Source organism: Pseudomonas machongensis (assembly GCF_034961125.1).
Lineage (GTDB): Bacteria > Pseudomonadota > Gammaproteobacteria > Pseudomonadales > Pseudomonadaceae > Aquipseudomonas > Aquipseudomonas machongensis.
The window spans coordinates 488,843-503,087 of the sequence record NZ_JAYFUI010000187.1; the positions used below are offsets into that span (position 1 = coordinate 488,843).

Here is a 14,245-nt window from a genome sequence, read left to right on the forward strand (position 1 = left end):
GTTCGGATCGTGGAACAACGCAGCCAACGTAATGCTGTGCTGCACGAATCGTGCAGCATGCCGGGCGAGCATCCTGGCTGGTATGCTCTGCAGCGAACCCACCTCAAGAGACCACCATGGCAAGGCCGCGAAAACAGGACAGCAGCGACAGCGACGTCAAGGCACAGATCATCGATGCCGCATTGCGGGTGATCCAGCGCGACGGTTCGGTGTGCGCCACCTACCGGCGCATCGCCAGCGAGGCCGGGGTTTCGCCAGGGACCATGACCTACCACTTCAGCACCATCCAGGAGATCGTCGCGGCAGCCTTCGTCAAGATGACCAACCGCATCGCCGATCAGTACTTCACCCGCCTGGGCGATGCGCGTGATGCCGAGCATGCCCGCGAACTGCTGGCCGACCTGATCTGTGGCGAGCTGTGGAAAGCTTCCGGGCAGATGCTGCTGATCTTCGAACTCTATGCCTTCGTCTCGCGCCACCCCGACTACACCTACATCATGGACGACTGGATGGCGCGCTCGCGGGCGGCGCTGCAGGTGCATTTCGACGAGAAGACCGCGCGGGCGCTGGATGCGCTGATCGAAGGCTTCACCATTCACAATGCGCTGAGCCGCACGGTGGTAAGCCGGGACGACATCCTGGCATTGATCCGCGCGGTGTCATGAGCCTGACGCCGGTGCGCACGGCCAGGGCTGCAAAAAAAAGCCCCGCGGACCAAGGTCGGCGGGGCAAAGGGTTGGGGGAGGGACCAACCAAAGGAGTCGTTGCAACGGATCGCGTGAGGGTTACTTCACGCTGGCCACGGTGTCTGGCTGCCAGCCGCCACCCAAGGCCTTGTAGATCGAGACGATGCCGCGATACAGCTCGACTTCGCCCTGGGCCTGGGCATCTTCGGCGGCAAGCTTTTCGCGCTCGGCATCGAGCAACACCAGGTAATCCACCGTGCCTTCGCGGTAGCGCACCGAGGCCAGTTCTGCCGCCTTGCCGCTGGCATCGCTCTGGCGGATCAGCGACAGCAGGCGCTGCTGGCGCTTGCCGTAATCGCTGAACGCATTGGAGGACTCTTCCAGTGCCAACAGCACCTGTTGCTCATAGGTCGCCAGCGCGCCTTCGGCGTCGGCCTTGGCGCCGCGCAAGCGGGCACGCACGCTGCCCAGGTCGAAGGCGGCCCAGCTGATGGTCGGGCCCAGTGCCCAGGCATTGGCAGCGGACGAACCGATCTGCGAGCCACGCCCAGCGGTGAAGCCCAGGAAGCCGCTCAGGCTGACCCGTGGGAACAGGTCGGCGGTGGCGACGCCCACATTGGCGGTGGCGGCGGCGAGTTGACGCTCGGCGCTGCGGATGTCGGGGCGGCGGCGCAGCAGTTCACCCGGATCACCCACCGGCAGCGCCTTGGCGATTGCAGGCAGTTGCTTGGGCGACAGGTCCACGCTCAGCGCGTCCGGGCGCTCACCCAGCAGGGTGGCAATACGGTTGCGTGCCCGCACCTGCTCGGCCTGCAGTTGCGGCACGGTGGCCTCGACCGCCGCCAGGCGGGCATCGGCACGCACCACATCCAGCTCGTTGCCGACCCCGGTGTCGCGCAGGGTCACGGTGATGCTGCGCGAGTCTTGCTGGGTCTTGAGGTTGGCCAGGGCGATCTTTTCGCGCAACTGGGCGCCACGCAGCTGGCCGTAGGCATCGACCAGCTCGGCGATCAGGCTGACCTGCAGTTGTTGCAGGTCGGCTTCGGCGGCGTCCTCCTGAGCCTTGCTGGCCTCGATCTGACGCTGGATGCGGCCGAACAGGTCGACCTCCCAGGCCATGTCCAGGCCCAGGTCGTAGCGCTCGGTGTTGACTCGGCGATCGGTCTGGCCGGGTACCTGGCCCTTGCCGATGTCGCTGCTGGCACGGCTGGTGACCACCGGCAGGTCGTCGTTGGAGACGTCCTCGCGGATCGAGCGTGCGGCCTTGAGGCGGGCGAAGGCCACGCGCAGGTCACGGTTGCCCTGCAGCGATGCCTGCACCAGCTGGTTCAGGGTCGGGTCGTCGAACTGCTTCCACCAGCTGCTTTCGAAGCGGCTGCGGTCCAGGGCCTTGGCCGGCGTTTCGGTATCGAAACGCGCAGGCTGGGTGTCTGGGGTCTTGTAGTCCGGGCCCACCGCGCAGGCCGCCAGGGCCAGCGCCAGAAGGCTAGGAGTCAGGGGTTTGAGCAGGTTCATGCATGATTCTCCAGCGCTTGCACACGCTCGGCCTTGCGGGCCTGGCGACGTTCGACGTGACGGCGGATCAGGTTGAAGAACACCGGCGTCAGGAACAGGCCGAACACGGTCACCCCGATCATCCCCGAGAACACCGCCACGCCCATGGCATGACGCATCTCGGCACCGGCACCGGAGGAGAACACCAGCGGCACCACACCCATGATGAAGGCGATCGAGGTCATCAGAATCGGACGCAGACGCAGGCGGCAGGCTTCCAGCACGGCGGCCAGCGGATCCAGGCCCTCGGCCTGCTTGTCCTTGGCGAACTCGACGATGAGGATCGCGTTCTTGCACGCCAGGCCCACCAGTACGATCAGGCCGATCTGGGTGAAGATGTTGTTGTCACCCCCGGAAATGATCACGCCGGTGATGGCCGACAGCAGGGTCATCGGTACGATCAGGATCACCGCCAGTGGCAGGCTCCAGCTTTCGTACTGGGCAGCCAGCACCAGGAAGGCCAGCAGTACGCAGAGCGGGAACACGAACAGCGCGGTGTTGCCCGAGAGGATCTGCTGGTAGGTCAGGTCGGTCCACTCGTAGGTCATGCCGTTGGGCAGTTCTTCCTTCAGCAGCTTCTCGATCGCCGCCTCGGCCTGGCCGGAGCTGTAGCCTGGGGCTGCGGCACCGTTGATTTCGGCGGTGATGAAGCCGTTGTAGTGCATCACGCGGTCGGGACCGGAGGTGTCGCTGACCTTGAGGAAGGTCGCCAGCGGGATCATCTCGCCCAGGTTGTTGCGCACCTTCAACTGGCCGATCTGCTCGGCGTCGAGACGGAACTGCTGTTCAGCCTGGACGTTGACCTGGTAGGTCCGGCCAAAGCGGTTGAAGTCGTTGGTGTACAGCGAGCCCAGGTAGACCTGCAGGGTGTCGAAGATGTCGGTGATCGCCACGCCATGGGTCTTGGCCTTTTCCCGGTCGATGGCAGCATCGACCTGCGGCACGTTGACCTGGTAGCTGGTGAACAACCCGGCGAGCTCAGGCACGCTGCGGCTCTTGGCGATGACGTTCTGGGTTTCCTTGTACAGCGCCTCGTAGCCCAGGTTGCCGCGGTCCTCGATCTGCAGGCGGAAGCCGCCAATGGTGCCCAGGCCCTGTACCGGCGGCGGTGGGAAGATCGCGATGTAGGCGTCCTGGATATCGGCGAACTGCGCGTTCAGCGCTGCGGCGATGGCTTGTGCCGACTGGCTCGGGTCCTTGCGCTCATCGAACGGCTTGAGCGGGGTGAACACGATGCCGCTGTTGGGGCTGTTGGTGAAGCCGTTGATCGACAGGCCCGGGAAGGCCACCGAGTCGGCAACGCCTGGCTGCTTGAGGGCGATTTCGCTCATGCGCTTGATCACTGCCTCCGTGCGGTCGAGGCTGGCGGCGTCAGGCAACTGGGCGAAGGCCACCAGGTACTGCTTGTCCTGCGCCGGGACGAAGCCGGTCGGCGTGGACGAGAAGCCCAGGTAGGTCAGGCCCATCAGGCCGGCATACACGAACAGGGCGATGCCGCTGGAGCGGATGACCCGGCGCACGCCACCGACGTAGCTGTTGCTGGCGCGGTCGAAGAAGCGGTTGAACGGTGCGAACAGCCAGCTGCCCAGCAGTTTCTCCAGGAACCGCGAGAAACGGTCCTTGGGCGCGTGGTGGTCCTTGAGCAGCACCGCGGCCAGGGCCGGCGACAGGGTCAGCGAGTTGAACGCCGAGATCACGGTGGAGATGGCGATGGTCAGGGCGAACTGCTTGTAGAACTGCCCGGTAAGGCCGGAAATGAACGCCGCCGGTACGAATACCGCGCACAGTACCAGGGCGGTGGCGATGATCGGGCCGGTCACCTCGCTCATGGCTTTTTGCGTGGCCTCCATGGGCTGCAGGCCCAGGCCGATGTTGCGCTCGACGTTCTCCACCACGACGATGGCGTCGTCCACCACGATCCCGATCGCCAGGACCAGGCCGAATAGCGACAAGGCGTTGAGCGAGAAGCCGAACAGATGCATCACCGCGAAGGTACCGATCAGCGAGACGGGTACGGCCATCAGCGGGATGATCGAGGCGCGCCAGGTCTGCAGGAACAGGATCACCACCAGCACGACCAGCACCAGGGCTTCGAACAGGGTGTGCACTACCGCTTCGATCGAGCCGCGGACGAACACGGTCGGGTCATAGACGATGCTGTAGTCCATCCCTTCCGGGAAGTCCTTCTTCAGCTCGGCCATCTTCGCCCGTACTTCGTCGGAGATCTCGATGGCGTTGGAGCCAGGGCGCTGGAAGATCGGGATCGCTACCGCCGGCTGGTTGTTCAGCAGCGAGCGGAGGGCGTACTGGCTGGAGCCCAGCTCGACGCGTGCGATGTCTTTCAGGCGCGTGATCTCGCCGTCGGCGCCGGCGCGGATGATGATGTTCTCGAACTCTTCCTCGCTGACCAGACGGCCCTGGGTGTTGATCGACAACTGGAAGCTGGTCGAGCCGGGGGCGGGCGGTGCGCCCAACTGACCGGCGGCGACCTGGCGGTTCTGTTCGCGGATCGCCGCGACCACGTCACTGGCAGTCAGGTTGCGCGAAGCGGTCTTGTTCGGGTCCAGCCACACACGCAGGGAGTAGTCGCCCATGCCGAACAGTTGCACGTCACCGACACCGCCCAGGCGCGCCAGCTCATCCTTGATGTTGAGGATGGCGTAGTTGGACAGGTAGAGCATGTCGTAGCGCTGGTCCGGCGAGGTCAGGTGCACGACCATGGTCAGGTCGGGCGAGGCCTTGTCGACGGTGATACCGATGCGCGTCACTTCCTCGGGCAGCTTGGGCTGGGTCCGGGTCACGCGGTTCTGTACCTGCACCTGCGCGTTGTCCAGGTCGGTGCCCAGGGCGAAGGTGATGGTCAGGGTCAGCTTGCCATCGGCGGTGGACTGCGAGGACATGTAGAGCATGTTCTCGACACCGGTAATGGCTTGTTCAAGCGGTGCGGCGACGGTTTCGCCGATCACCTTGGGGTTGGCGCCCGGGAAGTTGGCGCGCACGACCACGGTCGGTGGCACCACTTCAGGGTATTCGCTGATCGGCAACTGGAACAGCGAGATGCCACCGGCGATCAGCAGCACGAGCGAGAGCACGGCGGCGAAGATCGGGCGGGTGATGAAGAATTTCGAGAAGTTCATCGATGTTGTCCCTTAACCGCGCGGTGCCTGGGCACTGGCGACTTTCACATTCGAACCTGCCACCGCCGGTGCCGGATTGCTGGCTTCCAGCGCCTGGCGCTGACGGGCGAGGGTAGCGAGGGTTTCTTCACTGGCCATCGGGGTTTCCTCCGGGGTGACCGGCGAGCCTGGGCGCACACGCTGCAGGCCCTTGACCACGATGCGGTCGTCCTTGCTCAGGCCGCTGCGCACGATACGCAGGCCTTCGAGCTTCGGACCCAATTCCACCGCGCGGTAGGCGGCCTTGTTGTCCTTGTCCATGACCAGCACGAACTTCTTGCCAAGGTCGGTGCCGACCGCTTCGTCATTGATCAGCACGGCGTCGTACTTGGCGCTGCCGACCAGCTTGAGGCGGGCGTAGAGGCCTGGGGTGAACTGGCCATCGCGGTTGTCGAACACGGCGCGACCACGGATGGTGCCTGTGCGCGGGTTGACCTGGTTGTCGACGAAGTTCATCTGCCCCAGGTGCGGGTTGCCGGTCTCGTTGGTCAGGCCCAGGTACACCGGGGTGGTCTGGCCGCGCTGGCCCTGGCGGGCAAGCTGGGTGTACTTGAGGTACACGCGCTCGTCGGCGTCGAAGTAGGCGTAGACCTTGTCGGTGGACACCACGCTGGTCAGCGGGGTGACGTCGGCGGTGACGATGTTGCCAGCGGTGAAGTCGGCACGGCTGACGCGGCCACTGATCGGCGAGGTGACGCGGGTGAAGCTCAGGTTCAGGCGGGCCAGGTCGAGCTGGGCCTGGATCGCATCCACCCCGGCGCGAGCCTCGGCGGCGGCGCTGGTGCGCGATTCGGCAAGCTCGGCGGAGATGGCGTTGCTGTCGCGCAGGCGCTCGCCACGGCGGGCTTCGTTGGCGCTGCGGATGGCGGTGGCCTTGGCCTGTTGCAATTGGGCTTCGAGGCGACGGACTTCAGCCTGGAACGGGCGCGGGTCGATCTGGAACAGCAGGTCGCCTTTCTTGACCTGAGCGCCTTCGGTGAAGGCCACCAGATCGATCTGGCCGGAGACGCGCGGGCGGACTTCCACGGTTTCCGGGGCTTCCAGGCGTCCGGTGAACTCATCCCATTCGTTGATCGGCTGCTCGATCACCTTGGCCACGCTCACCTTGGGGGCGGCGGGAGCCTGCATGGCGTCGGGGGTTTTACCGCAAGCGCTGATCACCGCCACTGCCAGGGCAGCGAGGGGATAGCGCAGGGCCTTGAATGAATATTCCATGGAGAACTCCGCCACTGTATTGATAGTGGGCGGATCATGAGTGTGTTGCGTTACAGGAACGAATCGAATGGCGCGAAGGTCATTATCACGCGGAATGATATGTCGAGCCTGTTTATCGATGGCGACACATGTGGCAGTGGGGGGCAGCGGCGTTGCGACGTGCTCGCGCCCCCCTCACCGCATGACTGAAATCAGTCCCCGAACCCCTCCAGCACGATCTTGCCCTTGGCCCGGCCACTTTCGATCAGCGCGTGGGCCCGACGCAGGTTGGCGGCATTGATGGTGCCGAAATGCTCACCCAGCGTGGTCTTGAGCACACCATCGTCGATCAGTTTCGCCACCCGCTCCAGCAACTCGTGCTGCTTGATCATGTCGCTGGTCTGATAGAGCGAACGGGTGAACATCAGTTCCCAGTGCAGCGACAGCGACTTGCGCTTGAGCGGCACCACGTCGAGGCTGGCCGGATCGTCGATCAGCGCCAGCTTGCCCTGCGGGCGCAGCGCCGCGATCAGTTGCGCAAAGTGACTATCGGTGTGGGTCAGGCTGATCACCAGGTCAACCTCGGGGTAGCCGATGGCATTCAGTTGCTCGACCAGCGGCTGGCTGTGATCGATCACATGGTGCGCGCCCAGCTCGCTCACCCACTGACGGGTTTCGGGGCGAGAGGCGGTGCCGATCACGGTGAGGCCGGTGAGCTGGCGTGCCAATTGAAGCAGGATCGAACCCACGCCGCCGGCCGCGCCGATGATCAGCAAACTCTGGCCGTGGCCTGCGTTTTCAACGACACCCAATCGGTCGAACAGCAATTCCCAGGCGGTGATCGACGTCAGCGGCAGTGCTGCAGCGCTGGCGTTGTCCAGACTGCGGGGCTTGTGGCCGACGATGCGTTCGTCGACCAGGTGCAATTGGCTGTTGCTGCCGGGGCGATCAATGGCTCCGGCGTAATAGACCTGGTCACCGGGCTGGAACAGGGTGACTTCGGTGCCGATTTCACGGACGGTGCCGACCGCATCCCAACCCAGCACCCGCGGGGCCGTCTTGCCGGCGCCGGCGCGGATCTTGGTGTCGACCGGGTTGACTGAAATGGCCTGGACCTCCACCAGCAGGTCGCGTGGGCCTGGGGTGGGGCGGGGCAGTTCGCTGTCGAACAGGGCTTGGGCGCTGTCGATGGGCAAACCGTGTTCGGTGAAGACGATGGCTTTCATGGGGGTTCCTTGGGTATCGATGGGCGATGGGGATACCTTAGCTAACGCGGTTTGGCTGAAAAACATCGTTATGGAAGTTAGACTTTCGGCTTTTTTTTGAAAGTGTGCGCTGACAGAGCAGCCCCCTCGCGGCTTGTCCCGCGAGAGGGCTGCTGCTGTTGGCCAATCAAGCACCGCGTGGTGGGAAGTCCACTTCGGTCCGCGCCACATTGTTCAGGTAGTTGGTCAAGGTCAGCAGCGTCACCTGGGCAATCACATCGACGATCCGCGCATTGTCCAACCCACCGGCGCGTACCTCGGCCAGCACACCGTCGGGCACCTGGCCGCGGTTCAGGGTCACTGCGCGGGCAAGCACGGCCACCGGGCTCAGGGTGCCGGCGCGTGCTGCCTGCATATCAGCCTCGCTCAGCCCCGACTTGCCGCCGAAGAAGCTGTGCGCAGCCACGCAGTACTCACAACCATTGACCTGGGATGCGGCCAGAGCCACGACCTCGCGTTCGGCCGGGGTCAGGCTGTTCTTGCCCATGGCCTGGGCCAGCGCCATGTAGCCGTTCAGTGCGGCCGGCGAATGGGCCATGGTGGCGAAGGCGTTGGGCAGGAAGCCCAGGCCCTTCTCCACGCCTTGCAGGGCAGGACGGGCGGCTCCAGGGGCTTGTTCGATGGTCAGGGCGGCAATGCGAGTCATGGTGAATCTCCTGTCTGAGTGGGAGCTTGTTGTTCAAGCTTGGGTACAGATTACCCAGCAGGAATTGCCTTTCGGGTTCAGATCGTCCAGCTTATGCGACTGATCGTCTAAATATGGACCTGCCATGGACCGCCTCGCCACGCTGCTCAACCATTTCGACTTCAACGCTTCGACGTTTCACCACGGTGGTTTCTGCGGCATATCGCGCTTCGATGGCGAGCAGCGCAGTGGTCATGTGCATCTGCTGCGCGCAGGGCGTCTGCGTTTCAGAGGCCCGGCCGGGTACGAGCAGATATTGGAAGAACCCAGCCTGATCTTGCTGATACGGCCGCAGACCCACCAACTGCTGGCCAGCGAGTCGGATAACGCCGAGCTGGTCTGCGCCACCCTGGATTTCACCGGCGGCCCGGACAATCCGCTGACCCGTGCATTGCCGGACGCGCTGGTCAGCCCGCTGAGCGCCCTGACCGGGTTGCAGGCCAGCAGCGACTGGCTGTTCACCGAAGCCTTCGGCGATGATTGCGGACGCGAACTGGTGCTCAACCGGTTGTTCGAGCTGATGGTGATCCAGCTGTTGCGACAGTTGCTCGGCGATGGCCAGATGGCCTCGGGCATGTTGGCCGGGCTGGCCGACAAGCGCCTGTCGCGGGCGCTGGTGGCGATGCATGACGCCCCTGCGCACAACTGGAGCGTGGAGGCGCTGGCATCGTTGGCGGGGATGTCGCGGGCAAGCTTTGCCGCGCACTTTCGCGCGGTGGTGGGCAGCACCCCGGGGGACTACCTGGCGGATTGGCGCATCGGGCTTGCGCAGAAGCGTATCCGCGAGGGCAGGCCGCTGGCGCTGGTGGCGGATGAGGTGGGGTACCAGAGCCCTTCGGCGTTGGCGAGAGTGTTCAGGCGCAAGACCGGGGTGAGCCCTTCGCAGTGGCGTGGAGAAGCCTGAGATCATGGGTATTCTTTTCGCGGGCACGTCGCAGCTGTGAACCGCCGCTGCGACTTGCCCGCGAAAAGAACACCACAGTCATCAATGATCCGCGACAACCTCATCCTGCGACAACAGCGCCTTGGCCAGTTCTTCATCACTGGCCTGCAATCCTGGATGGCTCTGGCGTACCTGCTCCAGCGCCGACTCCACATACGCCCCGCGAATCGCACCACCACTGGCCACGAACGCAGACAGCTCGTCGCGCGCCGGAATGATCCGTTTGTCATCCTTGAATGTGGAGTAGAGCGACGCAGAAACCCCTGCCGAGGTGGCCACATCGCCCGCGTCGACACGGGCCAGGGCGGACCCTGCGGGAATGCACAGCAGCAGTGCCGGAACAAGCAGTGAATAACGCATGATCAGTCCTCCAGAAGCATCACAGCCCAAGGGATCTCGTGCATGCAATTAAGAGGTGCGGCCATTGGCCAGAGTTCCCCCTGCGAGCAATTGCCAGACGAGCGACCGCATATCGGCCGCCCGATTTCATCAACAATTGCGGCTTACACTATCAGCATTCTTGATACTGTCAGCGCACCTGCTGTTTTGCTGAAGTTGTGACCGTAGACTTATTCGTAACCGGCCATCCGAGCCGGCTCATAACTACAAGAAGCAAGTGGAGACACGAATGAGTAGCCAAGTTTCGTTCGAAGACCTCCCACTCAGCCGTTTTCATATCAAGACGGTGTTCAGTGGTACGGGCGGTCAATTCAGTGACGGATTCGTGCTAGGGATTATCGGCATCGCGGTCAGCATGGCAGCGGGGCCGTTGCAATTGAATGCGCTATGGATGGGTTTGCTCGGCGCGGCGTCACTGGCCGGTCTGTTTCTCGGCAGTTTGTTTGCAGGGCCCCTGGCCGATAAGTTCGGCAGGCGCCGTATCTTTGCCTGGGACATGTTGCTGTTCGCGGTTATTTCAGCTTCGCAGTTCTTCGTTACTTCTCCCGAGCAACTTCTGGCCCTGCGCCTGCTGCTCGGGCTGGTGCTGGGGTTCGACTATGTGGTGAGCAAGTCGCTGGTCACCGAGTTCGCCCCACGCCAATATCGCGGGCGTTTACTGAGTGTACTGGCCGCCGCCTGGGCCGCAGGTTACGTCGCCGCGTACCTGGTGGGCTTCGCCATCCGTGATATCGGCCCGGACGCCTGGCGCCTGATGCTGGCCTTGAGCGGTGTGCCGGCCTTGTTGATCCTGCCGTTGCGCCTGGGTGTGCCGGAATCGCCGATCTGGCTGATGGCGCGCGGTCGCAGTGCCGAGGCGCTGGCCATCGTCCAGGCCAAGTTCGGTGCGCACGTGACCTTGCCCGTCGCGCCACCGGCAGCGGCGCAGCAACGCGGCAGCTTCAGCGTGCTGTTCAGCCGCCGCTGGCGCAAGAACACCCTGGTCGGTTGCGTGTTCTACACCTGCCAGGTGATTCCCTTCTTCGCCCTGGGCACCTTCTCGCCGCGTGTGCTCGAAGCATTGAACGTGCAAGACAAGTTCGTCGGCGGGCTGGTCTACAACGTGTTGCTGATGCTGGGCGCTCTGTTCGGCCTGCTGATCATCGACCGCATTTCGCGCCGCAGCTTCCTGATCGGCACCTTCTACCTGAGCGCCGTGGGCCTGGCCGTATTGGCCTGGGCCAACTTCGGGGCGCTGGGCACCATCATTGCGTTCGGCTTCTTCGCGTGCGTGCTGGCGGCAGCGGTCAACCTGGAGTTCGTCTACCCGCCGGAGCTGTTCCCCACCCACCTGCGTGCTTCGGGCATCGGCCTGGCCGTGGCCGCCAGCCGCTTCGGCTCGGCGTTCGCCACCTTCCTGTTGCCGATCGCCGTGCAGCATCTGGGGGTGCATACGGCGCTGGGCGTGTGCGTCGGGGTGCTGCTGTTTGGCGGTGTGTTCTGCCACCTGTTCGCCCCGGAAACCAGCCAGGAGCGCCTGGCGGCGGTCACGCCGGAGGAGGGCGACGGCAAACCTGAAGAGCGGCCGTTGAACGCCCATTGATCACCCACACGGGAGCTTGAGCATGCCTGGCAACAGACTCATCGACATGTACGCGGTCCAGGTGTTCATCGCTGTGGCCGAGGAGGGCAGCATGTCCGGTGCGGCCAGTCGCATGGGCATCTCCCAATCCGGGGTATCGCAGCTGGTACGCCAGCTGGAGGACGATCTTGGCGTGGTGCTGGTGGACCGCACCACGCGGCCGCTGACCCTGACTACGTTCGGCCTGGCCCTGCGCAACCGAGGCGCGCTGCTCAGCGAGGAGCTGTCCAACCTCAAGGCGCAGGTGCTCGATGCCGGGCGCGGGGTCAAACCGGACCTGCGCATTGGCCTGGTCGATTCCTTCGCCGCTACCTGTGGCTCGATGTTCACCCGGCAGATGCTTGGCCAGGTCACGCAGTTGTCGGTGCGTACCGGCCTCAGCCCGCAGCAGGGCGAGTCGTTGCTGCGCCGCGACCTGGACCTGATCGTCACCAGCGATCCGCTGATGGATTCCAACGACGTGATCCGCTATCGCTTGTTCACCGAGCGCTATTTCGTGATTACGCCCAAGGCGCTGGGGCGAGCGCTGCACAGCCTCGACGATGTGCGGGCGCTGGCCAATGTGCTGCCGGTGGTGCGGTTCAATCGCCTGTCGCAGGTCGGCCTGCAGATCGAGCGGCACCTGCGCGGCCTCAATGTGCGGGTGCCCAACCGCCTGGAGCTGGACAACGCCGACGCCCTGACCGCGATGGTCGCCGAAGGCATCGGCTGGGCGGTGACCAGCCCGATGTGCTTTCTGCAGGCCATGCCCTGGGTCGACAACGTCACCGCGCACCTGACCCCTGAGCTGAGCCTGGAGCGCTCGCTCTATCTGGTGGCGCGGCGCAACGAATACGGCGCCTTCTTCGCAGATGCCTGCGAGTCGGCGCGTGCTGTCATCCTCGATGGCTTCCTGCCGCGCCTGGCGGCGCTGGGCAAGGGCGTCGAGGCATTAGTCAAATTCGATGAGGGAAATACCCGTGAGTACTTTTGATCACCTCGATGCACGCGTCGAGCAGGATTATGTGGGCGAAGTGCGTATTGCTGCCGACAAGCTCTATGGCGTGAATTCGCTGCGCGGCTTCGACAACCTGAGCGTGTCGCCGCTGAGCATCGCCCATTACCCGGCCTTTCGCGATGCCTTCGCCCAGTGCAAGTGGGCCGCAGCGCTGGCCAACCATGAATGCGGGGTGATCGCCCAGGCCCAGGCCGACGCCATTGCCCAAGCCTGCCAGGCGGTTATCGCCGGTGCATGTGACGGCTCGCTGATCGTCGATCTGCTGGAAGGATCAGGCGGCACCTCGACCAACATGAACTTCAACGAAGTCATCGCCAACCGCGCCCAGCAGTTCCTCGGCCATGCGCCAGGCAGCTACGAGGTGGTGCACCCCAACGACCACGTCAACATCTCGCAGTCCACCAACGACGTGTACCCGGCGGCGTTGAAGATCGCCACCCACGCCATGCTTGCCGGGCTGATCGAGCAGGTACGCCTGCTGGCCCAGGTGTTCGATGCCAAGGCGCTGCACTTCGCCGATATCCTGCACCTGGGCCGCACCTGCTTGCAGGACGCCCAGCCCATGCGCCTGGGGCAGTTGTTCGGGGGGTACGCCGCGCTGACTCACCGCCTGGCCGACGAACTGGTCGCCGTGCGTGAAAAGCTGCACACACTGCCTTTGGGCGGCACCGCCATCGGCACCGGTTTCGGCGCGCCGAAGGCTTACCGCGCGGCGGTCTACCGGCATCTGGTGACGATCACCGGTGTCGCCTACCAGGCGCCAGCCAACCCCTTCGATGCGATGCAGAACATGGATGTGTTCGGCCGCGTATCTGGCGAGCTGCGTACCTGCGCCACCTCGCTGGCGAAGATTGCCGCCGACCTGACCAAGCTGTCTTCGGGGCCGGTGGGCGGCATGGGCGAGCTCAAGTTGCCAGAAGCCCAGGCCGGCTCCTCGATCATGCCCGGCAAGGTCAATCCGGTGCTGCCGATGGCGATGATTCAGCTGAGCTTCGCGATCATTGGCAACGATGTGGCAGTGGCCCAGGCGGTGCAGTACGGCGAGCTCGAGATCAACCATTTCGAGCCGGTGGTGGCCTCGCGGGTGTTCGACAGCATCACCTTGCTCACCCAGGGTATCCAGCGTTTTCGTGAGAAGTGCGTGGCCGGCATCCAGGCTGACGAAGCCCGCAACCTGGCGCATTTGACCGATTCGATGGCGGTGGCGACGGCCCTGGTGCCGCGCCTGGGTTATGCCCAGGTCAGCAAGCTGGCGCGTCAGTCGGTGCGTGAAGGGCGCTCGCTGCTGGCGATCCTGGCCGAGTCCGGTGTGATGACCGAGGCGCAGGCCATGGCAGCGATCGAGCAGGCGTCGTATCCGGTGTTCGAGCAGCGCTGATTGATGAACCCGCGCCTGCAGACAGGTCACCACCGGCTGCCGGCGCGGCGGTTCGGCGCCCCGACTTGCCCACGAAAGCGCCGGAACGGCCAATACAGCGCGTGAATAGATTGAAGGTTCTGTGTTCCCAGAGAACTTCTGTTGACCGGTTGTTGAGTTTCGAACAGCGGTCGTTATATCGAAATACCCGAATCAAAGCTGAATTTCTTCGTGTGGCCCTGAACTGTTGTTTATTGAACAGCGGGTTGCACAAATAGCCCGTCATCCAACACATGAAGCCCTGAAACATTGTGCTTAGTACCTTGGCACAACAACTGCAATAACCCCATTTGAATACCCGGCCGCAC

At 64.1% G+C, this 14,245-nt stretch carries 11 protein-coding genes; 5 read left to right on the forward strand and 6 right to left on the reverse strand.

Going from position 1 to position 14,245, the window contains the following annotated elements; genetic code table 11:
* Positions 1-116: 116 nt before the first annotated feature.
* Positions 117-665, forward strand: coding sequence for a TetR/AcrR family transcriptional regulator (locus tag VA602_RS21105; RefSeq protein ID WP_063544805.1), 549 nt, complete (start codon positions 117-119; stop codon positions 663-665).
* A gap of 120 nt (positions 666-785) precedes the next feature.
* Here VA602_RS21105 and VA602_RS21110 read toward each other — a convergent pair whose 3' ends face one another.
* From VA602_RS21110 to VA602_RS21130, 5 genes are all read right to left on the reverse strand, one after another.
* Positions 786-2,201: an efflux transporter outer membrane subunit gene (locus tag VA602_RS21110; protein ID WP_054891293.1), complete on the reverse strand. Its 1,416-nt coding sequence runs from the start codon at positions 2,199-2,201 to the stop codon at positions 786-788.
* Positions 2,198-5,377 (reverse strand): efflux RND transporter permease subunit, encoded by a 3,180-nt coding sequence (locus VA602_RS21115; RefSeq protein WP_054891294.1) that lies wholly within the window; start codon positions 5,375-5,377, stop codon positions 2,198-2,200. The genes VA602_RS21110 and VA602_RS21115 overlap by 4 nt, the downstream gene beginning before the upstream one ends.
* 12 nt (positions 5,378-5,389) lie before the next feature.
* Positions 5,390-6,631: a multidrug efflux RND transporter periplasmic adaptor subunit MexE gene (mexE, locus tag VA602_RS21120; RefSeq protein WP_065862810.1), complete on the reverse strand. Its 1,242-nt coding sequence runs from the start codon at positions 6,629-6,631 to the stop codon at positions 5,390-5,392.
* 191 nt (positions 6,632-6,822) lie between these two features.
* The gene (locus VA602_RS21125; protein WP_125929807.1) at positions 6,823-7,836 is read right to left on the reverse strand and encodes a zinc-binding alcohol dehydrogenase family protein; all 1,014 of its coding nucleotides are present in this window, start codon (positions 7,834-7,836) and stop codon (positions 6,823-6,825) included.
* A gap of 166 nt (positions 7,837-8,002) precedes the next feature.
* On the reverse strand, positions 8,003-8,521 hold the full coding sequence (locus VA602_RS21130) for a carboxymuconolactone decarboxylase family protein (RefSeq protein ID WP_323454228.1): 519 nt from the start codon (positions 8,519-8,521) through the stop codon (positions 8,003-8,005).
* A gap of 124 nt (positions 8,522-8,645) precedes the next feature.
* On the opposite strand from VA602_RS21130, the gene VA602_RS21135 reads away from it, so the two are divergent.
* Positions 8,646-9,464 (forward strand): AraC family transcriptional regulator, encoded by an 819-nt coding sequence (locus tag VA602_RS21135; RefSeq protein WP_323454229.1) that lies wholly within the window; start codon positions 8,646-8,648, stop codon positions 9,462-9,464.
* An 81-nt stretch (positions 9,465-9,545) separates the two neighbouring features.
* On the opposite strand, the gene VA602_RS21140 is transcribed toward VA602_RS21135, so the two are convergent.
* Positions 9,546-9,863, reverse strand: a complete 318-nt coding sequence (locus tag VA602_RS21140; RefSeq protein ID WP_054891299.1) for a DUF2388 domain-containing protein — start codon at positions 9,861-9,863, stop codon at positions 9,546-9,548.
* Between the two features lie 268 nt (positions 9,864-10,131).
* Between VA602_RS21140 and VA602_RS21145 the strand changes: the two genes are divergently transcribed.
* Genes VA602_RS21145 through VA602_RS21155 form a run of 3 tightly spaced genes read left to right on the forward strand, consistent with a single transcriptional unit; the run spans position 10,132 to position 13,898 of the window.
* Positions 10,132-11,484: an MFS transporter gene (locus tag VA602_RS21145; protein WP_323454230.1), complete on the forward strand. Its 1,353-nt coding sequence runs from the start codon at positions 10,132-10,134 to the stop codon at positions 11,482-11,484.
* Positions 11,485-11,506: 22 nt separating this feature from the next.
* Positions 11,507-12,496: a LysR family transcriptional regulator gene (locus VA602_RS21150; protein ID WP_323454231.1), complete on the forward strand. Its 990-nt coding sequence runs from the start codon at positions 11,507-11,509 to the stop codon at positions 12,494-12,496.
* Complete coding sequence (locus VA602_RS21155; protein ID WP_323454232.1) at positions 12,483-13,898, forward strand: aspartate ammonia-lyase; 1,416 nt, start codon at positions 12,483-12,485, stop codon at positions 13,896-13,898. The genes VA602_RS21150 and VA602_RS21155 overlap by 14 nt, the downstream gene beginning before the upstream one ends.
* Positions 13,899-14,245 lie beyond the last annotated feature (347 nt).